18 protein-coding genes are annotated in these 19,069 nt (G+C 59.3%); 10 read left to right on the plus strand and 8 right to left on the minus strand.

Going from position 1 to position 19,069, the window contains the following annotated elements; genetic code table 11:
* Window positions 1-251 precede the first annotated feature (251 nt).
* Window positions 252-1,652 (plus strand): MFS transporter, encoded by a 1,401-nt coding sequence (locus ACN8M7_RS15035; RefSeq protein WP_490261271.1) that lies wholly within the window; start codon window positions 252-254, stop codon window positions 1,650-1,652.
* A gap of 189 nt (window positions 1,653-1,841) precedes the next feature.
* On the opposite strand, the gene ACN8M7_RS15040 is transcribed toward ACN8M7_RS15035, so the two are convergent.
* Entirely contained in the window at window positions 1,842-2,972 is a 1,131-nt protein-coding gene (locus ACN8M7_RS15040) for a helix-turn-helix transcriptional regulator (RefSeq protein WP_490261272.1), read from the minus strand.
* Between the two features lie 126 nt (window positions 2,973-3,098).
* Here ACN8M7_RS15040 and ACN8M7_RS15045 point away from each other — a divergent pair, with 126 nt between their 5' ends.
* The 5 genes from ACN8M7_RS15045 to ACN8M7_RS15065 all read left to right on the plus strand — a co-directional run bounded on the left by ACN8M7_RS15045 (window position 3,099) and on the right by ACN8M7_RS15065 (window position 7,333).
* The gene (locus tag ACN8M7_RS15045; RefSeq protein ID WP_490261273.1) at window positions 3,099-4,136 is read left to right on the plus strand and encodes an MORN repeat-containing protein; all 1,038 of its coding nucleotides are present in this window, start codon (window positions 3,099-3,101) and stop codon (window positions 4,134-4,136) included.
* Between the two features lie 675 nt (window positions 4,137-4,811).
* A complete protein-coding gene (locus tag ACN8M7_RS15050; RefSeq protein WP_490261274.1) occupies window positions 4,812-5,159 on the plus strand; it encodes a hypothetical protein in 348 nt (115 codons plus the stop codon).
* An 803-nt stretch (window positions 5,160-5,962) separates the two neighbouring features.
* Entirely contained in the window at window positions 5,963-6,205 is a 243-nt protein-coding gene (locus ACN8M7_RS15055; protein WP_490261275.1) for a hypothetical protein, read from the plus strand.
* On the plus strand, window positions 6,198-6,494 hold the full coding sequence (locus ACN8M7_RS15060) for a LasR-specific antiactivator QslA (RefSeq protein WP_197432190.1): 297 nt from the start codon (window positions 6,198-6,200) through the stop codon (window positions 6,492-6,494). Before ACN8M7_RS15055 ends, ACN8M7_RS15060 begins: the two co-directional genes overlap by 8 nt.
* A gap of 212 nt (window positions 6,495-6,706) precedes the next feature.
* Window positions 6,707-7,333 carry a LysE family translocator gene (locus tag ACN8M7_RS15065; protein ID WP_296235986.1) on the plus strand — a complete coding sequence of 209 codons (627 nt, stop codon included), beginning with the start codon at window positions 6,707-6,709 and terminating at the stop codon, window positions 7,331-7,333.
* Between the two features lie 24 nt (window positions 7,334-7,357).
* Here ACN8M7_RS15065 and ACN8M7_RS15070 read toward each other — a convergent pair whose 3' ends face one another.
* Window positions 7,358-7,669, minus strand: a complete 312-nt coding sequence (locus tag ACN8M7_RS15070) for a chorismate mutase (RefSeq protein ID WP_490261276.1) — start codon at window positions 7,667-7,669, stop codon at window positions 7,358-7,360.
* 212 nt (window positions 7,670-7,881) lie between these two features.
* Here ACN8M7_RS15070 and ACN8M7_RS15075 point away from each other — a divergent pair, with 212 nt between their 5' ends.
* Together ACN8M7_RS15075 and ACN8M7_RS15080 are read left to right on the plus strand one after the other, a co-directional pair.
* The gene (locus tag ACN8M7_RS15075; protein WP_490261277.1) at window positions 7,882-8,427 is read left to right on the plus strand and encodes a hypothetical protein; all 546 of its coding nucleotides are present in this window, start codon (window positions 7,882-7,884) and stop codon (window positions 8,425-8,427) included.
* Between the two features lie 147 nt (window positions 8,428-8,574).
* Window positions 8,575-9,135: a type 1 glutamine amidotransferase domain-containing protein gene (locus ACN8M7_RS15080; RefSeq protein WP_490261278.1), complete on the plus strand. Its 561-nt coding sequence runs from the start codon at window positions 8,575-8,577 to the stop codon at window positions 9,133-9,135.
* A 12-nt stretch (window positions 9,136-9,147) separates the two neighbouring features.
* Here ACN8M7_RS15080 and ACN8M7_RS15085 read toward each other — a convergent pair whose 3' ends face one another.
* Entirely contained in the window at window positions 9,148-10,821 is a 1,674-nt protein-coding gene (locus ACN8M7_RS15085; RefSeq protein WP_490261279.1) for a sensor domain-containing diguanylate cyclase, read from the minus strand.
* Between the two features lie 299 nt (window positions 10,822-11,120).
* Here ACN8M7_RS15085 and ACN8M7_RS15090 point away from each other — a divergent pair, with 299 nt between their 5' ends.
* Entirely contained in the window at window positions 11,121-13,172 is a 2,052-nt protein-coding gene (locus tag ACN8M7_RS15090; RefSeq protein ID WP_490261280.1) for a TonB-dependent receptor, read from the plus strand.
* Window positions 13,173-13,328: 156 nt separating this feature from the next.
* Here the strand turns inward: ACN8M7_RS15090 and ACN8M7_RS15095 are convergent, their stop codons facing one another.
* Window positions 13,329-14,468 (minus strand): acetyltransferase domain-containing protein, encoded by a 1,140-nt coding sequence (locus ACN8M7_RS15095; protein WP_490261281.1) that lies wholly within the window; start codon window positions 14,466-14,468, stop codon window positions 13,329-13,331.
* Between the two features lie 166 nt (window positions 14,469-14,634).
* Between ACN8M7_RS15095 and ACN8M7_RS15100 the strand changes: the two genes are divergently transcribed.
* Complete coding sequence (locus ACN8M7_RS15100) at window positions 14,635-16,407, plus strand: S8/S53 family peptidase (protein WP_490261282.1); 1,773 nt, start codon at window positions 14,635-14,637, stop codon at window positions 16,405-16,407.
* A gap of 7 nt (window positions 16,408-16,414) precedes the next feature.
* On the opposite strand, the gene ACN8M7_RS15105 is transcribed toward ACN8M7_RS15100, so the two are convergent.
* The 4 genes from ACN8M7_RS15105 to ACN8M7_RS15120 form a co-directional block, all read right to left on the minus strand.
* The gene (locus tag ACN8M7_RS15105; RefSeq protein ID WP_490261283.1) at window positions 16,415-16,738 is read right to left on the minus strand and encodes a low molecular weight protein tyrosine phosphatase family protein; all 324 of its coding nucleotides are present in this window, start codon (window positions 16,736-16,738) and stop codon (window positions 16,415-16,417) included.
* Window positions 16,735-17,265 carry a GNAT family N-acetyltransferase gene (locus ACN8M7_RS15110; RefSeq protein ID WP_490261284.1) on the minus strand — a complete coding sequence of 177 codons (531 nt, stop codon included), beginning with the start codon at window positions 17,263-17,265 and terminating at the stop codon, window positions 16,735-16,737. Before ACN8M7_RS15110 ends, ACN8M7_RS15105 begins: the two co-directional genes overlap by 4 nt.
* 50 nt (window positions 17,266-17,315) lie before the next feature.
* Complete coding sequence (locus ACN8M7_RS15115; protein ID WP_490261285.1) at window positions 17,316-17,885, minus strand: DUF1285 domain-containing protein; 570 nt, start codon at window positions 17,883-17,885, stop codon at window positions 17,316-17,318.
* Between the two features lie 406 nt (window positions 17,886-18,291).
* Window positions 18,292-18,894 (minus strand): DUF4823 domain-containing protein, encoded by a 603-nt coding sequence (locus ACN8M7_RS15120; protein ID WP_061240358.1) that lies wholly within the window; start codon window positions 18,892-18,894, stop codon window positions 18,292-18,294.
* Window positions 18,895-19,069 lie beyond the last annotated feature (175 nt).

Consider the following 19,069-nt stretch of genomic DNA (forward strand, 5'->3'; position numbering starts at 1 on the left):
GCACTCCTTGTGAGATGGCGCAGGGCATTCGCAACATGCCTGAGCAGACGACTCATGGTGGTCATGCGCAGCTCCTGGTGATCGAGCTCACGGGCCGGATCAGCCCCAGCTGTTCGTGATAGTGGAGCGTAGAGGTGAGCACCCCGCAGGTTTTCGACAGCACTCCGATATCGACGAGCGTCATGCTTGACCTCAAGTTGACTTGAATTTGCACAGTAGGCCATCGCCCCCCCGATAGGCAGACATCGCACATGAAACCTCACCCCTCCCCTGCGGCCAACAAACGAACACTCGCGGCACTGGCCGGCGCCATCCTGCTCGCTTCGCTTGGCATCAGCATCGCCACCGTTGCACTACCCAGCCTGGCAACCGTCTTTTCGGCCGGCGTGCAGCAGGTGCAATGGGTCGTACTGGCCTACCTGCTCGCCTTGACTTGCGTCATCGTCGTTGCAGGACGAATGGGCGATCTCTACGGAAATCGCCGCGTGCTGATGGGCGGCATCCTGCTGTTCACCCTGGCCTCTGCCGGCTGCGCAGTGGCGCCGACCCTGGGTTGGCTCATCGCAGGTCGCGCGGCGCAGGGGCTGGGCGCGGCAACGCTGATGGCGCTGCCGCTTTCTATCGCCAAGACCCTGATTGCGAAAGAGCGCCTGGGTGCATCGATGGGCCTGCTCGGAACGATGTCGGCCATCGGAACCACACTAGGCCCTTCGGTCGGCGGCATCCTGATCGGCGAATTTGGCTGGCGCTCCGTTTTCGTTCTGTTGACGCTATGCGGTAGCGGCTTGCTGGTTCTGACTGCTAGCGGCATTGGAAAAACGGCACCCACTGAAAACTCCGCACGCATCGATTGGGCCGGCAGCGGCTGGCTATCGGCAGCGTTGCTCTGCTTTGCACTCGCGGCCAGCGGGGGCCGGGTCGGCGTGGCCATTGCCCCCTGGATGCTGCTGGTGTTGGCCGCCGCTGCGCTTCTCGTATTCATCCGTACCGAGCGGGTCGTGCCCAATCCCCTGATCCCGTTAGCGCTTGCGCGCGGACGCGGTATCGCCACGTCACTGTCCATGAACCTCGTGGTGGCGACAATCATGATGTCCACGCTGGTGGTTGGCCCGCTGTTTCTCTCGTTTGGCCTGGGCCTCAGCGAAGCCGGGACAGGTTTGGTAATGGCCGCCGGGCCTTGCGCCGCGGCGCTGTCGGGAGCGCCGGCGGGTAGGCTTGCAGATCGCTTCGGAACCGACCGGACACTGCTCGCGGGCCTGCTGCTCTCCAGCGTGGGGCTGTGTGGCTTCGCCGTGTTGCCCATGCTCATCGGAATTCCGGGCTACATCCTGGCGATAGTGCTGATGACGCCAGGCTTCCAGCTGTTCCTGGCGGCCAACAATACGGCTGCGCTGAACCTGGCGGCGGAAGCGCACCGAGGGGTGCTCTCAGGGCTACTCGGCCTGTCACGCAACCTTGGCCTGATGACGGGTGCCTCCTTGCTACCGCTACTGTTTGCCTCGCTATTGGACAGCCGGACATTGGCGGATAACTCCACACCAACGATCAGCAACGCTTTCTCCGTTACCTTCCTGAGCTTGGCAGGCCTGTGTTTTCTCACCTTCCTGTTCGCCGCGCGGGGATGGCGTCGCGATGCTGAAAAGGTTGGCTGATAACAGCCAGAAGCAGTCATTTCGCGTCAACTAGCTACAGAGCGCCGATGATGTCCAGCGGGCATGTCTAGGGCGGTGGGGGGGGGGTAGTCCATACGCCGACCTCCTTTAAGGCGTTTAGGTGGTTTCAAAACCAGGAGCGATTAATTCCCTGTGGCTAGAAAGTCTGAGCCTACCCTTTGCTTTTTGTTAGAGACTACAAAAACTTGCCAACAACCGGACAAGCTCTGTCTGACGTCGGCAATTGCTTTTAGCAAGCATTGACTTGATTTGCATACGCACAGTGCTGACCTTGACGGAGTGACTGTCAGCCATTTCTTCGGTTGTCTGATTCGCAAGTAGATCTATACTTAAACGTATTTCTGCCGGGGTAAAGCCATAAAGTTGAGCGAGTGTTTGCCCAAGACCTTGAGACGAGAAGGGGCCACCTTGCAGCAAAATCAGCGCAAGTGTTTTATTGCTGTCATTTGCTACTGGTAGATGCGGCGGTATCGGCATTAGGTGCAGGCAATACCTATTCCCGATGCCATCATCTAAGGTGAGTATTCCGGCTTGAGGGGTACCTGTACAAGCCTTGAGTAGTAGGCGCCGGAAGCAATCAACATATGCATGGTTCTGGGGTTGTAATTGTTGTTGCTTACCCCGCATCAATTGGTTGACCCAGCTCGCATCACAAGATTTGTTGGTAAAGTGAATGCGGCCATTGCTCTCAAGAATCCATACCGGATTGTTGAAAAGATTAAGTGCACCTAAACCACAAGCAGCCAAATGACGTAGTTCAATATTCTGTTCGCGCAAAGTAAGCACTTGGCGGAGGTGAGGTAATAATCGACTGAGCAGCGCTATTGAATCATCAGTAATGTCCGGCATACCTCGTGATTGTTGGATAGCAAGCCTGAACTGAGCTGGACCGTTCACAATTCGAAGGGACAGCCATTGTGAGAAGCCATTAGGCAAACAAAATTCCTGTAGGTAAGTACTCCGAGCCTGTTCGGGCTTGGATATTTCACGTGAACTGATAAATAGACTGCCACTAGCGTGCGTGTCTGCGCTGTCAATGGTCGGATCATACTGATGGTAGTGCGCGTCGTATTGTCCGGTCCAGCTGTCGAAGTGGGTTGAGTCAGTGGAGAAGCGTGCTATGCACGATGGAGCCTCACCTGGGGTGCGATCCCAGCGCATCAGAGCTCCGTGTTCTTCGCCGATTAATCTTGCGGCGCCGGCCAGAGCAGGCTGGAGAGAGCTATCATCTAAAACCGCCTCATAGAGCCGCTCAATCACTGCGAGTATATCTGTGTCACTTGGTTTGACGTTTGGCATGCATGCTCCCAATGAAAATGTTCCACATCTACCAAATGGTAGATGTGCTTCATGGAAAAGAAAGGTGAAAGTCAGTCCGATGAAGCAATGAAATTATGAGATAGGCCTGCTGGTGGAGAATTTCTCATGAAATACGCGATAGCACTATTTTTTTTAATATTTATCAATGGTTGCACAACAGTTGAGTATACGTCTGGAGGCGATGCTGGGTATGGCAATGGAATCATGACTGGTTTTGATGGTATTTATGAGGGGGAGCTTTATAACGCGCAGCCTGAAGGTCGCGGGAAATATAAATACAACGCAGATAAGCGTGTGTGCAAGGGTATTTTTAGAAATAGTAGAATGAATGGTCGCGGTTCTTGTCGGTGGGCGAGTGGAGATTCATACATCGGAGAGTGGGTCAATGGGTTGCGGCAAGGAAAAGGGACTTACCGTTATTCAAATGGAGATCTATATGTGGGCGAATGGTTTAAAGGTGATAAGAATGGAAGCGGGGTATATACATGGGCAGACGGCACGAAATATACAGGTATATGGATAGCTAACAAAAGAGTTAGCGGATCTACTAAAAGGCCGCCTGGATATCGTGAGGAGGAGGATGCCGGATATGTAAAAAACAATAGTTCACCAGGAGCCCAGTTGATAACGGTGCTGGGCGCTGCACTTGTTGGGGCTGCTGCTGTTAGCTCTTTAAGTGCAAAGCAGAAAAGTAGTCATAGAAACAGCTCGCAGGAGCTATACAGATCGCAGCAAACCTCGCTTGGTATGCAAAAAACCGTTTCTGCGGCTGAAGACCAAGAAAGAGGTTTATCTTTTACCAATAGAATTAAAAACACACAAGGAACATCTCACCAAGAACCAACTTATAATGAGTGCATCAGGTTCTACTCTCAGCATCGAAGCCTGTCTTCTGGCTATGGGGAAATCTTAAATACATGTAGCTTTGCGATAGATGTAACTAGTTGCAATAAAACAGCAGATATAGATTTTTGCTCAAGACAAACATTTGCCAGAGAGGTTATTCAACCTGGCAGTTCTGGCTTCACACTACCAGGCAAAAAAACCCTCTTGGTTGCTTGTAAATATCCAGCTAGTGCTTCTGGCCATGTTACATATAGTGGCAGTGGTGGTGGAGTCATAACTGGTTATTGTACGCAATAAATTTAAATTGCTAATGACTGGCCCCTGATTGACAGGTGGAGTTAGTTTTTTGGCATGCACATTCTTATTACATGCATGAAGCGAAAAGCCTCCATACTGGCGCTGCTATTATTGACTCACGGCAATGGTCTCTATGCGGGCGAGAATGTCGCAGTTGATAGTGCTGATGAGCTTTTCCGTAATGCGCTCAGTAATAATGATCTTGCCCCCTCAGAGAGGGATCGAAATCTCGACGAGCCTGATAGGCAGCGTATTATGCGAACCCCAGTCCAGCTATTGAAATCAGTCAGGGCGCCAAGAAAATCCAAAAGTCACATAATACCCCCGTGCAGTTTTCAGCGGACAGTGGTGGCCAATCAGGAAATGGTTCGACTGTGCCAGTTGGTAAATTTAAATGCAATCAGATTGGCTACGATCAGAATGCCAATGAATTTTGCGATGCACAGCCCCCTCAGACTGGCCGGGTAGAAACCTGCCATTACATCTTCAATGAAGGAAATGTCTATCAGAGCGGGGGGCAGTTCATCAGAGCCTAGAAAGTGTGTAGAAAACCTGGGGCAATTCATAGCTTCATATACCAAATGGTAGATGAAATACCCGTGAATGACGGGGGAGGATTAAGCATACCGCTTAATCAGTGTTCGGGTCTTTATACCCCTCTAGGAGACGGTGTACATGAAAACGAAGAGCCATATTTCAAAGATTGTGTTAATTACAGCCGCGCTCGCGCCGCAAATCGTACTTGCCGAGATAAATCTTGTGACATTTTCAGTATCTAGTATCCAGTTGAGCAAAGACTGCACTACGGCAGAAAATCAAGCAGCAGATTATGCGCAACGCTTAGCTCAAGCTGCGAAAAGAAGCGGGCCTACAATTTGTCAGTCTGCAATAGCTCAACGTAAAACAGCTGAAATCGGTATTTTGCTTAATAAGCAATGCCCCTCAGGGCCAGACTTCGACCAACAGATGAGAATAATGATCAGTCAAGCGGATAAAACAATACACGAAAGTTGTCATGACTGAAAAATTGACACAAGTAATAACTCGTCTGAAACTGAAGAGCTTCCAGATTGAACCGCTATAAGTTATGGATGTGTCTCAGACGGTGCCATAGTGCGAGTTCGCCGCCAAGGCGAAAAATCAAACCACATTTCTCACACTCAGTAGGAGAAGAAAATATGCTACTTCGCTTTTTGGTGACTGGGCTAGTAGCCACGTCCCTGATTGGCTGCTCCACAAATCAAATTACTGAACTGAACTCCTTAATCAATGAGGGAGCGAGAGCATATCAATCGGGAGATCCAAGCCAGATGATGCATTACCAATTGAAAGCTCTGGATAACTCAACGGAATCGGGCTGCGTCCCTCCAGATCCAGAGTGTACAGAGGAATAATGAAACGCCGTGATTTTCTCAGACACTCACTGGCCGCTCCTGGCCGATAGCTGCCGATCCAAACCTTGCCCTGCTCCCTCTCCCGCGCTACAGTCCGCCCTGTCACGGTCAATCCCGTGACCGGGTGTAGGAACCCGTTTTCACGAAGGGCGCGGTAGCGCCATAGCCGAGAGCAGGCGCTTTTTTTGTGCCTGTTGTTTTCTTGTGCATTTATGGCGGGCCGTGTGAGGCAGGCCTCGGCCTGGCCGGCGTCCTTCGTGGCCGGTATTCCTACCCTTGCACGGTCCGCCTCCCAACGCCCGTAGGAAGGCCTGGTTGGCGGCTCCTTAATCACACGAAGGAGCATAAGGAAAATGCACTATCCCCCTTTTACCCAAGGGCTCCGCCCTGGGCTGCTGGCTGTCGTGTCGACTTCCGTGTTGGAGGTGCTGCATGGCCAAGTCTGAATCCGTCGTTATCCCCTTCCCTGCACCACGCAATCCGCTGCACAGCCATCTGGCGGACGATTGTCCGACCCAGGCGGCGGCCGAATATAGGGCGGCGTTGCTGGCCAAGCTGCTGCGCCGTTTGCCGGAGCCGGAGCTGGCAAGCACCAGCAGTGCGCTGCTGAGCGAGCTGATCGTGCTCTATCGCCAGGCCATCGCCCAGGCGAAAAGAGGCAATGCCCATGGCTGATCGACATATCACTCACTTACCCACCCACGACGGCCACCCAGGCGCGGCGTTCGGCTGGAACGAGCAGAGCCAGGCGAGCTTTATCCATGGCGTGCAGCAAGCGCAGGCCTGGCTGGACGACGCCAACAGCGGCTGGCTGTGGGCCAACCTCTTGGTGGAGCGCCAGCTGTTCCCGCCGGGAGCTCAGCGGCATGCCTTCGAGCTGGGGTTTCTCAGCCGCATCCATCAACGCTTGTGCTCGCCGCTCGGCGGCGGGCATCAGGCCAGGCGCACGGAGTTGCGGTTGTAGGCTTGCGGCCTGCGCCTAAGCTGTCGCTTGAAACGGAGCAAGGCCACTCGCTCGTATGCGTTGCGTGCAAAGCGAGTGGCCTTGGCTGTGCCGGCCAATCCGTGGGCAGGTCGTAAGTCCCGCCACGATGGTTTGCCGCGATCACGTTCGCTGCGTTAGTGTCTGCCGCCTCAGGGGGCGGAGCCCTCATTCGTTTCGGCATGGAGGTGTACATGTTCCCCATCGATACCTGGCTGGCTTACACGGGCGCCTGCATTTTGCTGGTACTGGCTCCCGGCCCGGACAATCTGCTGGCGGTGGCGCGCGGGCTCGGTCAGGGGCGCCTGGCAGCCATCGTTTCAGGCATGGCATCGGGCACCGGGATTCTGTTTCACGTACTGGCGGCGTCGCTGGGGCTGACCCTGCTGATGCAGACGTCGGAGCTGGCGTTCTGGCTGATCAAGTGCATCGGCGCCGGTTATCTGCTGTGGCTGGGTATCAAGGTGCTGCGCACGCGCAACCTGATCAGCTTTCGCTCCGTCACGCGGCAATCGCTGCCGAGTATCTTTCTCACCGGTTTTCTGTCCGCCGCGCTCAACCCCAAGCCGGGCTTTTTCGTGCTGGCGTTCATCCCGCAGTTCGTCGACCCGCAGCGCGGTTCGGTGAGCACGCAGATGCTGGTTTACGGTCTGTGGTTCGCGGTGCTGACGGCAATTGGCTTCGCGCTGATGGGCGTATTCGCCACTTCACTGTCGCGCTATCTGCAGGCGCGCCCGCGAGTGGTGAAGGGCCTGAATCTGGGCGCCGGGATGACCTTCGTGGCCTCCGGCGTATCGGTAGCGACGCTGAGCCAGCGCTAGGCCCAGCGTCAGCGGCGGCGCCACTCAGGCGTCGCCGTTTGTTCCTGCATTCAAGGCGGCATGGGTGCGCAGTTCTTCGTCGATGAATGCGGCGATCATCGCCCGGTAAACCTGCTCCACCACCGCTGCCGAGGCGCCGCGCTCATCGGCGAGTGCACGCACCTTGGCGATGACCTGTTCGACGCGCGCAGGGGCGCGAACGTCCGCACTGTCTTTCTTGAAACGCGCCGCCTGGGCGACGAAGCCACCGCGTTGGGCGATGAGATCGACCATGGCGCGGTCGATCTGGTCGATGCGCTCGCGCACCTCTTCGAGGGAATTGCATTGCACGTCCATATGACGATGTCCTGTGGTGGTTCGACTGAGGCGACCACGTTAGTCAGCCCTGCGCCGAGCGTCCAGCACAGATGCCACTGGCGTTGCGCGGCGCGCGTGGCAGGCCGGTTATTTAAAAACAGTGAATGACTGGAGGGCTCGCGGTCTAACTCGTCAGCCCCCAAGCGGCTGCTCGTCTGTCGGGCATGCCCACTGACAGTCGAGCACAGCCCATGAAAAGCGCCCGAATCATTACCTCCGAAGTTCATGACCCGCAGCTCGAGAAGCAGGCGGAGTGGATGATCTTCGGCACGCCGAAGGAGCGGCTGGATTTCTATCGGCGGGAGATTCAGTACGAGACCAGCCTGCTGGCCGGGCGTACCAACGCCTATCTGACGGCGCAGTCGTTTCTGGTGATCGCCTATGCATCGTCCATGGCCAACTCGAACGAAAACTGGGGGGCGCTGTTCACCCTGGTGGTTCCGGCGCTGTTCACGTTGCTGGGCATCATCAACTCTCTGCACGCCTGGCCGGGGATCAGGGCCTCTGCCACCATCATCGAGCACTGGCACTACAAGCAGGTGCAGTTGCTGCACAGCGACCCGGAGTTCGGCCACGCCTATGATGACTCCTCCCTGTTCAGCGAGCAGGAGGCCAGCTGGGAGAACACCTACAAGTCGCTGTCGTTCTTTCTGCGCTCACCCTGGCTGTTCATCGTGTTCTGGAGCGTGCTGGGCCTGTTCTCCGTCTGGCTGCAGTTACCTTCGGCGAAGCTGTGAGCCGCCACGACGGGCTGATCGCGCCCGCCGCTCGCCAATCAATTCGAACTTCTGTTTGTTGTGCCTTTCAACCCTGATGCAGGCCGCGTTGGTCAACAACGCGTTCACTCACGGCGCCCGTGCGGCGCATCAGCGGAGGTATCGATCATGAGTTCGAATCTGCAAGGCAAGAAGGTACTGTTCATCACAGCCAACATGGGCATCGAGCGCGATGAGTTGCTCAAACCGATGCAGGCACTGAAGGCTCAGGGCGCGAGCGTCACTCATGCCAGCGTCAAAGGTGGCGAGACCGAAACCTGGCTCAAGGACAGCGAGAAAGACGTTACCGTGCAGTCGGACACGCAACTCAAGGGGCAGAGCGCTGAGCATTACGACCTGCTGGTGATCCCCGGCGGCACGGTGAATGCAGACAACCTGCGCCAGGACCAGGATGCCCAGCGCCTGGTCCAGGAATTTCGGGATGCCGGCAAAACGGTCGCAGCGATCTGCCATGGCCCCTGGTTGCTGATCGACGCCGGTGTGGTGTCGGGCAAGGTGATGACGTCGTACTCCAGCGTGCGCCTTGACCTGAGCAACGCTGGCGCAAGCTGGGTGGACGCCCAAGTGCAGGTGTGCCCGTGCCAGGGCTGGACGCTGATCACGTCGCGCAACCCGGGCGATCTCACCGCGTTCAACGAGGCGATCAGCCAGGCGCTGAGGGCCGCCTGAGTCAGAGGCAAATCAATGGTGCTCGATCCGGTTGCGCCCGCCGCGTTTCGCGCAGTACAGGGCGATATCGCTGCGCGAAAGAGCGGCTTCGACGTTGGCATCGCTGGCGTTGAGCGATGAGATGCCAACGCTGACAGCCAGGAAGATGGACTCCCCGGCATGCACGATCGGCGTCTTGGCCAGCTCGCTCTGGATGCGCTTGGCGAAGTGCATGGCCTTGTCCAGATCCGCTTCGCTGAGCACCACGGCGAACTCTTCACCGCCCAGGCGCCCGGCGCTGTCGGTCTTGCGTAGCTGGGCCCGGAGAATCGCCGCGAAGTGACGCAGGGCCTGGTCGCCGACGTCGTGGCCCCAGCGGTCGTTGATGGTTTTGAAGTAGTCCAGATCGAACATCAGGATCGCCGCGCTCTGCTTGGGGCTGCGTTGCAGGCGCACCAACTCGGCTTCGAGCTGTTGCATGAAGTGCCGACGGTTGGCGAGCTGGGTGAGGAAGTCGGTGGTGGCGAACGCCTGCAACTCGGCCTCGATCTGCTTGCGCCCGGTGACGTCGGTCATGAAGCCATGCCAGATCACGCTGCCGTCTTGTTCGCGGCGCGGGCAGGCTTCGCCCTGGCACCAGGCGATTTCCCGTCCTGGCACCTGCACACGAAACTCCAGGTGCCAGGGCGTCAGTTGCTCGGTCGACAGCCGGAGGGAATCGGTGAACGCCATGCGGTCGTCCGGGTGGACGATGGCCGTCAGTGCCTGGGCATCCTGCATCAGTTGCGTCGCGCTGAGGCCGCAGATGGCTTGCGAACCTGCACTGACGTAGGTGAAGCCGGACGTTCCGTCGGCCTGGCGACGGAACTGGAAGACCATGCCGGGGATTTCATTGGTCAGGTCGGTCATCAGGGCAGCGGTCTGCTGCACCTGGTCGGACAGACGCCGCATGGCGGTGATGTCGGTGGTGGTGCCCATCATGCGCAGCGGTTTGCCGTGCTGGTCGCGCTCGACCACCTTGCCACGGCTGCATACCCATTTGTACTGGCCGTCGCGGCAGCGCAGGCGGTGCTCGACCTCATAGGCCTCAGTGCGCTGATCCAGGTGCGCCTGGATGGTCGCGCGCACGTAGTCGAGGTCGGCCGGATGCACGCGGGTGTAGCTCTCTTCGATGCGATTGCCGATTTCATGATCGGCATAACCGAGCAGCGCCTTCCAGCTGCTGGAGTAGTGAATATCGCCGCTGCTGATATCACGATCCCAGATGCCTGTGCCGCTACCGGCGATGGCCAGTGCCATGCGCCGTTCGCTGCCTTGCAGGGTGGCGATTTCATGACGCTGCCGGGCTGCGTCCGCTTCGCACTCCAGCAGGTCGAGAATCAACCTGGCGAAGTCCTGCAGAGCCTGATGCTGCTCGGCGTCGAGCGCACGGGGCTGGTGCAAGCACAGGTATATCGTGCCGAGCCGGGCACCCGCCTGCGCCTGCAGTGGCCAGACGACAATGCTGGGTGAGCTTGAGTGGGTGCCGATGATCTCCGCCAGGCGAGCATCGCTCAGGCCAGGGCTAGCCGAGACATGGCGCGCAGAGCCAACACCGCAGACCAGCACGGCAGCCGAGTCGAAGTAGCGACCAAGCAGACGCACGAAGCCATCGAGCCGCTCATCATTGGCGCCATTGGGCGCGTTGCCAGAACACAGAGACTGCATAGTGATTCTGCTTGGATAAAAACGCGGAAGACGCCTGATAGTGATACGTCATAAGTGGCCCGACGTCTAATCGTTCGTGCGCCCCGCGCCACGCCCCATCAGCCCTTGCGCTGAGTGCTCGGCCAGCGATGGCTCTAGCCAGAGCCTTTTCCGCCCCTGACAGCAAGGTTCGAAGGTGGCCGCATACGCCAATAATGTTATGCTATAACATCTTTAAAAATGGCGCGTCGATACCTTTCGGCAGTAGCCAGCAGAACACCCTCCCCCCTCACTTATAAAACGCAACGCTAGGAATACCCATGAAAGCCACTTCGGCCTCCATCGCCGTCATGACCGCCCTGGTCACGCCTCAGATTCACGCCGCCTCGTCCGGCAACTCCACCGTCTCGCTCGGCTCGGTCTATGTCACCCCCGAAGCCAGCGGCACGCTGCGCACCGACAGCATCCTGACCTCGGTCGACATCATGGGCAGCGACAAGATCGAAGACAAAAACGTGATGAACAGTTGGGAGCTGGTGGGCCAGATGCCCGGCATTCAGCTGACCGAAACGCGCATGGGCGCCGAGTCCGGCAAGGTGACCTTCCGCGCGTTCAACGGCGAGGGCTACATCAATGGCATCAAGACGCTGATCGACGGCGTGCCGAGCAACGTCAACAGCGGCAACCAGCGTTTCATCGACATGATCTTCCCGCTGGACCTGGACTACATCGAAGTGGTGCGCGGCACCAACGACCCGCGCTACGGCCTGCACAACATCGGCGGCAACATCAATTTCGTCACCCGTCAGGGCGGTAATTACACCGACGGCCGCCTGACCTACGGTAGCTTCAACACCCGCGAACTCCAGCTGGCCGTGGGCCACGAGGAAGGCAACTTCGCGCAGAACTACTTCCTGGCCAAGCAGGATTCAGACGGTTTCCGCGACCACAGCAACTCCAACAAATACTCCCTGGGCGGCAAGTGGTTCGTCACCGATGACGCGCAGACCATCAAGCTCGGCGTGGTCGCCCGCCTCTACCACCATCAGGCCGAAGAGCCGGGCTTTCTCACCGCGCAGGAGCTTTCCGCGAGCCGTTCGCAGTCGCCGGAGAAGAACGCCAACGATGGCGACGACCGCGACATGAAGCACCTCAGCGCGCATGCCGACTTCCAGCTCAGCGACGATCTGAGCCTGAGCAACAAGCTGTACTACAACAGCTACGACGATGACCGCACCGTGACCTTCACCAGCTACCCGGTCGGCAACGCCCCGCGCCAGCGCCGCCAGTGGCAGGAGCGCCAGACCGGCATGCTGAGCAATCTGACCTGGCGTGCCCACGAAATGCTGACCCTGGACGGCGGCATCAACTACGAGCAGCAGAACAACGAGTACCGTCGCTACCGCTACAACTTCAGCATTCCCACCGATTTCGACGCAGCGCCTGCGCGCACGCAGAATGACGACAGCTACACGCTGTACAACACCGGCGCCTATGCCCAGGCGATCATCCAGCCCATCGAGCAGTTGAAGATCATCCCGGCGTACCGTGTCGACAAGTTCTCCGGTAATACCGAGCTGATGAACGGCGAGAAGGCCGAGCTGCAGGATTACGGCTGGATCGAACAGCCCAAGCTCAGCGTGGTGTACAGCATCACCCCAGATCTCAACGTTTACGCCAACTGGGGACGCACCTTCCAGATCCTCACCGGGTCGACCGCACCGGCCTACATGACCGCCGGCCAGGCCTCGTACAAGCCGTCGATCAATACCGGCAAGGAAGTGGGGGTGAAGTTCAAACCCTTCGCGGGCTCCGAAGCGCGCATCGCCGTGTGGCAACAGGAAGCCACCGACGAAGTGGCCAACATGCCCAGCACCGGCACCACCGTTGGCCTGGGTGAAACCAAGCGTCGCGGCATCGACATGCAGCTCACCGCGCAGTTGAACGATCAATGGACGGTGTGGGGCTCGCATGCCATCCAGGAAGCCAAGGTGGTCAGTGCATTGACCGCTGATGGGCAATCGCTGGCGGGCAAGGAAGTGTTCTCCACGCCGCGCTACATCAGCAATGCGGGTGTCGACTATCAGTTCAACGACGCCTGGCGCTTCGGCCTGTCGGCCCGCGCGCAGGGCGACTACTACATCGACGAGCAGAACGAGCAAGGCAAGTACGGCGGCTTCGCGGTACTCGATGCCAACGTGCGCTATCAGCTGTCGGCCACCACCAGCCTCGACCTACAGATGAAGAACCTCACCGATCGCGACTATGAGTACGTGTGGTTCGACAACTTCTTCTGGGGCGGTGATGACCAGCCGATGTTCTCCCCAGCACCCGGTCGCTCGGCCTATCTGTCGGTGAATATGAAGCTGTAGATTCACTCTGGAGACGGTCCGAAGCCCAATCTGTAGGAGCCGCTTTGCCGGCGATCGCGTCAGGCAGCCATCGCCCGCAAGCGGACTCCTACAGCGCACATAATGCCAATGCCGAGCGAACCTAGGGTGCGCATACGCACCCTACGACAACTGCCCTCAGAGGTACTTCAACCAGCGAATGTCGCGACGCCGCGCCTTGAGCCGAGCGAACCATTGCGTGGGTGGAAACAGAACCACGGCCAGCACCAGCGTCGCGGCCCAGACCCAACCCATCGAATCGAAGCCGAAGTAATGCCCCTGGTTCGCACCCCAGATAGCGAAGGCAGCGATGTAAAGCAGCTTCAGCACATACAGGTGCAGCAGGTAGAAGAACATCGGCGCACTGCCGAACACAGCCAGGGTACGCACCATGCGTCCATCGTTGCGGCGCTCGAAGACCGCCAGCAGCAACAAACCGATGCCCAGCGTCAGCGCCAGGAACAGCAACGACGGTGGGTACTTGGTGATATTGAGCAGGCTCATCAGCGTCTGCAGGCCGGTCTCTTCGAATGCCCAGGGTTTCTCGCCGTAACCATTGATCAGGCGCAGTGCGACGAACAGCGCCAGCGCGCTGAAGCCAGCCTTGCGCAGCCATTGCAGGCGCTGCTCGGGCGCGCTCGACCAACGGAACCAGGGGCCAATCACATAGCCCAGAGCGATCACCCCGATCCATGGCAGCACCGGGTACGACGTACGGAGGTGCAGCGTGTCGGAAAACTCTAGCCAGCCACGGTCATGCAGGATCGCCCAGGGAATGTGCATCACCGACTCCGGGCCAAAGTGCAGTCCATCGAGCAGGTTATGCCCGGCCACCAGCGCCAGGCCAAGAATGGCCAGCAGCATTCGCGGCAACCATAGCAGCACAGCGAGCGCCAGCATGCTCAGGCCGATGGCCCAGATCACCTGCAGGTAGATCACCGTGGGCGGGAACTGGAAGGTCCAGGCGAAGTTGACCAGAGTGAACTCCAGCACCACGAGGAACAAACCGCGCTTGAACAGAAAGGCGCTGGTCGCCGCCGGGCTCATCTGCTTCTCCCCATAGAGGAACGCGGAAAGCCCGGTAAGCAGGATGAACACCGGTGCACACAGATGCGCCAGGGTGCGGCTGAAGAACAGTGCAGGGTCGGTGGCGGTCACGTCCATCGGGTCGCCGACCTGCTGGTGCAGGTAGAAGGTTTCGCGAACGTGATCGAGCAACATGAAGAGGATGACCAAACCGCGCAAGGCGTCGATCGAGAGCAGACGATTGGAGGACATGAAAGGCTTCGAGTGGGGCATGAATGGGACGTAATACTATAACAATTAACTGTTAGCGATGTGATCTGCAGTGGCGCTCACCACTCGCGCTGCGCTCGGCCCCAGCTGAACGATGAACAGCGAAGGCAGTCGGAAAAGCAGGACAATCGTCACGGAACCCTGCCCCATGCTGCCCAACCGCGCCCTTCTCTCCGCTCTGCTCATGACCGTGCTCAGCCCGCTTGCTGAGGCTCAGGAGCCTTTGCGTATCCAGAGCCTGCAACGCTGCGGCGACCTGCTCGCCAGCGAGCGGCAGGAGTGGTGCCTGAAGGTACGCGGCCTGGGCGCGAAACTGCCCAGGCTGCGGCTCGGCGACGACACCCTGCCTGCCTCTGCCGTCAAACGCAGTGGCGACGGCCTGCGCCTGCAGTTGAGCAGCGGCGAACATCGCAGCGCGCCGCTGTGGCTGGAGGACGGCTCGCGCGCCAGCAATCCGGTGTGGCTGTCGCTGCATCGCAGCCATGTGCTCGCAGCCGGCCCGGATGAAGTGGCGAAGAACATGGATGGCCTGACCACCTACGTCGATCTGGTCAGCCTGCTGATCGAGGAAAGCCACGACGGCCTCGACGAGGCCAGACGCCTGGCCAAGAAGTACGACGCCGAGGTGGTCGGCGCCATTGCCCCGCTGAACGTCTACCAGCTACGCCTGCCGGTGAAAAACCTCACCGAGCGCGACGCGCTGGTGCTGCGCATCGGCAACGAAACCAGCGTCGACGCTGTGGTGGTGGAAGAAAGCGCACCGGAGCGCGGCGAGGAAAGCGAAGCCGCGCGTCAGCCGGCGCACAAACCGGAAAAGAACTCCGAGGAATGGGCGGCAAACCGCTTCATGGATGCGGTGAACTATTACCAGCGGCGCATCCCGGCGGGTGATACGCCCATTGAAGCCGAGCCGATCCGCATCGGCGTGATTGAACGCAACGTCGATTTCGACGCGCCCGATTTCGCCGATTACCTCGGCGCCTGCCCAGACGGTAAACCACGCACCTGCGTCTATGCACGTGACGCAGGCGAACCGAATAATCACGGCAGCACCGTGGCCGGCATCCTTGCCGCACACTGGGACAAGGGCGGCAACACCGGTTTCCTGCGTGGGCTGGACAAGGCCAGCCAGGGCTTCGAGGTCATCGTCGAGCGCAACTCGGATGCCGGCATCACCGCCAATATCGCCGCGTCGGTGAACCTGGTCGAAGACGGCGTGCGCGTACTCAACTGGAGCTGGGGCATCCACCGCGTCGGCACGCGTAATGTCGAAGGCGACGAGATCGACTCGCTGGTGCGCTCTGGCATCGCCATGAGCGGCTACGAAGAGCTGCTGGAAGAGTTCTTCCTGTGGCTGCGCGAGGAACACCCGGACGTGCTGGTGATCAACTCCGCCGGCAACGGCTCGTCCTACTCCGGCCGTGACGAGTACCGCCTGCCCTCCTCCTTCATCACCGAGCAGTTGCTGGTGGTCGGCGGACATCAGCGCAGCCAGGAAAAAGAGGCCGAGATCGACGACCCGAGCTACGTGGTCAAGCGCGACTCGTCGAACGTCGACATGCGCGTCGACATCACCGCGGCGGCCTGCGCCCGTGCTTCCACCCGCGAAACCGACGCAACCGGCGAAGTGCATTGCGGCACCTCCTACGCCACGCCACTGGTCACCGGGGTGGTTGCCGCCATGCTGTCGATCAACCCGCGCCTGCAGCCGGAACAGGTGCGCATGCTGCTGCGGCGCAGCGCCATGACCATTGGTGGTGATTACGACTTCGAGCCGATGGACGCCGAAGACCTGACCGCGCCGATCCTGCCGTCAGAGCGCAACTACAAGATGCGCGACAAGGACGTTGGTCGCTCGGCGCGACTGGACATGCAGAAGGCGCTGGACTTGGCCGTACAGAGCCGGGATCGGGTGCGCTGAGTGCGGCTCAACGCAGCAAGGCGGGAACCTTGCGCTGCAACAGGCTGACCAGCTCCGCCTGCATGTAGGCGTAGTCATCGGGAATATCCAGGCAGATAACCCGCTTGCCCGCCAGGATCTGCCGATACTGACGCTTCAGCTTGCTGCGCTGACTCTTCTCCATCACGAAGATCAGCGTCGCCCAGTCGAGTTGCTCTGCCGAGAGGCGAATTTCAGCGTCTGGGGCAAGCCCGGCCGAGTCGGTCTCGACACCCGGCCAGTTGGCGAACACCCGCTCTGCGGTGGGGCTGCGTAATCGATTGCGACTGCAGATGAACAAGGCGCGAATCACTCGTCGGAGACCCTCTCGTAGAGCTCGACCGGCTCCATCTTGCCGTGGCAGCCGCACTGGCTGTGCCCCAGCCCCACATGACGGAAGCCGGCCTTGAACAGCACACGACCGGACTGCGGGTTGCGCGCCAGATGACTGGCGTGCAGCCGGCGCAGACGCAACTGATGGAAGGCGAAGTCCACCAGCGCATTGCACGCCTCGCTGGCGTAGCCACGGCTCCAGTACGGCACGCCGATCCAGTAACCGACCTCGGCCTCGCCTCGGCCAATGTCCTTGAGCGCCATGCTGCCGACCAGCTTGCCGCTGTCCGACTCGGTGACGATGAAGTTGGCCGCCGCGCCGCTCGCCCAATCCTGCACGCAACGTTCGATCCACCGCTGAGCCAGCTCGGGCGGATAGGGATGCGGAATGCTGCTGGTGACGTCGGCGATACGAAAATCGCCGGCCAGACGCTGAATCTCGTCGGCATCCTGCAGCTGCGGCGGACGCAGCGTCAGCCGTTCGGTTTCGATGCGATGCTCATCCATTTGCGTCTCCTGTCAAATCCGCAGGGTGCGCCGTGCACACTGGCGCGACTTCAGGCCGGAGAAGGCCCGATGGGATAGAACACCCCGCCGCTCCACACGCCCAACCAGGGTTCTCCGTCGACCTCGCGCTCTACCGCCAGTTCCACCAACTGGTAGAACACGTTGCGGTGAATCAGCGCTTCGAGGTTACGCCGCACCAGAATGTAGGGCGAGGGCTCGAGTGTCGCAGAGTCGATCTCGACCCGAATGGGGTGCTCGCCGCCCGCGACGACTTCGTCCTCGACATTGGTGGTAAAACGCAGCAGCTGCGCCTCGCCCTCACCTTCGACCTGCAGGGTCACGGCGACGAAGGGCGCATCTTCGACCTGAATGCCGACCTTCTCCACCGGGGTGATCAGGAAATAGTCGTCACCGTCACGGCGGATGATGGTGGAAAACAGCCGCACCATGGGTTTGCGGCCGATGGGTGTGCCCAGGTAATACCAGGTGCCATCGCGGGCGATACGCATGTCGATATCGCCACAGAAATCGGGATTCCACAGGTGCACGGGGGGCAGGCCCTTGCCTTCGCCCTTGGGAATCTGCGCCAGCAGATCACCCGCCTTACCGGGGTCGCTCATGCTCTCTCCTCGTCCATATTGGGCGCCTCTAAAAATGTAGGCGAGGCAGCCAGTGCAAGGCAAAAACAGCCGAAAAAGCGCAGTTTACGTGTTGTAAATGAGCATTTTGAGGCTGTTTTTAACGCAGCAATGGCAACGCAGGTAATTTTTAGAGGCGCCCTATTGCCGCGAACCGAAGAGGATACACCCTGCCACCTGTCGCGGCTAAAGCCCCTCCCACAAGAGCGGCGCGCCGGTTACCCCCACTCTCAGGCTTTATACGAAAAGTCGTCGAGCGAAGGTCAGGCAATACCGATGGCGGCCCCGCGAAATTGCTCGAAGAAGCGCAGTTTACCTGCTGTAAATGAGCATTCTGAGAGCAATTTCAGCGCAGCATCACCGAGCGCAGGCACTTTTCGTACAGAGCCTAGCGCCCGACACCCAGCAGGCTACGCGCATAGTCATGCAGCGGCGGGCCGATCAGGTCTTGCGGCTGGGCATCGTAGAACGTCAGGAATCCGCCACGACTGCGGATTCGCGCCGTGTCCACCAGAAAGCGGGTATTGGTTTCGATCAGCATCAGCTGGATTGATGCGCGGTCGGTGCCGAGGCGATCAAGCGCTTCCTGATCCATCCACTCATCCTCGTTGCCGATACGGTCGTCGCTGTAGGCGAAACGGGCGTAAAGCAGATAGTGCGCGCCTGCGGCGCGGGCTTCGGCCATGGCTTCGTCCAGGCCTGCCGGCTCACGCGCACGGCGCACCAGCGGGAAGTACTCGACGAACCCCTTGAACGCCTCCTCGGCCACCACGTTGGGTCTCGGGTAGCCGTGACCTGGCGGCACGAAATGGCCCTGGGCGATGTAGATGAAGGAGTCCTGCTGCAGGCGCCGCGAAGCCATACGCTCGGTGCGGCCATGGTCGAGAAAACCGGCGTCGCGCAGCTGGTACTCGGCGCCGCTGGCCAGATCACTGACCTTCATGCACCCAGCCAACCCCAGCAGCGCCACCAGTAGAAGCAGGTTTCGCATCAGTCCATCCTCCTCGTGCCGGTGACGGAAAACCGGCGGATAAGGCACAGATGCAGGTTCTGCGCCAGGCCTGACGGCGCGCTGGAGCGCCCTGGCTCTTCGCTGGTTCCGTCCATTGCCTTTGACGTTTTTTTGATGCGTTTTTGACGCGGCCTCTACACGCCACTGCCTAGGC

The sequence above is a fragment of the Pseudomonas spartinae genome (genome assembly GCF_965197125.1).
GTDB lineage: Bacteria > Pseudomonadota > Gammaproteobacteria > Pseudomonadales > Pseudomonadaceae > Aquipseudomonas > Aquipseudomonas composti_A.